Raw genomic sequence first — 1,182 nt, forward strand, 5'->3', positions numbered from 1 at the left:
CCCTCACAGGGGTTCTTTTCGCCTTTCCCTCACGGTACTGGTTCACTATCGGTCAGTCAGGAGTATTTAGCCTTGGAGGATGGTCCCCCCATATTCAGACAAGGTTTCACGTGCCTCGCCCTACTCGTCATCATTATCTAAGCCCTTTCGCGTACAGGACTATCACCTACTATGGTCGCACTTCCCAGAGCGTTCCACTAAAGCTTAGATAACTTAATGGGCTTTTCCCCGTTCGCTCGCCGCTACTGAGGGAATCTCAATTGATTTCTTTTCCTAAGGGTACTGAGATGTTTCACTTCCCCTCGTTCGCCTCATAAACCTATGTATTCAGTTTATGATACCCGCCTTATAGCGGGTGGGTTCCCCCATTCAGAAATCTCCGGATCACAGGATATTTGCCGCCTCCCCGGAGCTTATCGCAGGCTATTACGTCTTTCATCGCCTCTGACTGCCAAGGCATCCACCACATGCACTTAATTACTTGACTATACAACCCCAAACAGTCGTTAAACCTTACAAGTAGGTTTAGCAACAAGTCTTACGACTCACAGTTGGCGTCTTGTGCATTTAAGCACTGTACAGCTTCAATTAGATTCATATACCAAAACGCTTGATTCAGTTTAATCGCTAGAACTCATCTAATCGCTTCATAGTTGCCTATGTTGCTTTCAACGAGTTTGAACAAATTATTTCAACTCAAATATATTCTGTTAATGATTTAATGCATCTTCGTCAGATTGCATTACTGTGATAAATCACAGAGATTATCAAGTGGTGCGTATCATAACGTTTGTACTTGTTAATCTCTAGGATCTAAACACTTGATCGCTTATTTCTTAGCTCTTTCCAGTATTGTTTGACTATCATCTAATCAATCAACCTCATTAATTTAAAAAGCAGTGCTTTTAAATTAATTCGTGGTGGAGACTAGGAGAGTCGAACTCCTGACCTCCTGCGTGCAAAGCAGGCGCTCTACCAACTAAGCTAAGTCCCCAGCTTATCAATAAGTCAATGTTTCTGATTTCTTCACTCTGCAATTGCTTGCTTGTCGTTAGTGGTGGGTCTGACAAGACTTGAACTTGTGACCCCACGCTTATCAAGCGTGTGCTCTAACCAACTGAGCTACAGACCCTCAGATACATCGTCATGAAGAACAACTTGTTGTGGATTCTTACCAATCGT

The 1,182-nt window shown here is 43.2% G+C and carries 2 tRNA genes and 1 rRNA gene; all 3 read right to left on the reverse strand.

What is annotated here, in order from left to right:
* Positions 1-487, reverse strand: a 23S ribosomal RNA gene (locus tag FTT88_RS17080); the annotation flags it as partial.
* Between the two features lie 431 nt (positions 488-918).
* A tRNA-Ala gene (locus FTT88_RS17085) sits at positions 919-994 on the reverse strand.
* 61 nt (positions 995-1,055) lie between these two features.
* Positions 1,056-1,132, reverse strand: a tRNA-Ile gene (locus FTT88_RS17090).
* Positions 1,133-1,182 lie beyond the last annotated feature (50 nt).

The organism is Acinetobacter sp. YH01024 (assembly GCF_013420195.1).
GTDB lineage: Bacteria > Pseudomonadota > Gammaproteobacteria > Pseudomonadales > Moraxellaceae > Acinetobacter > Acinetobacter amyesii.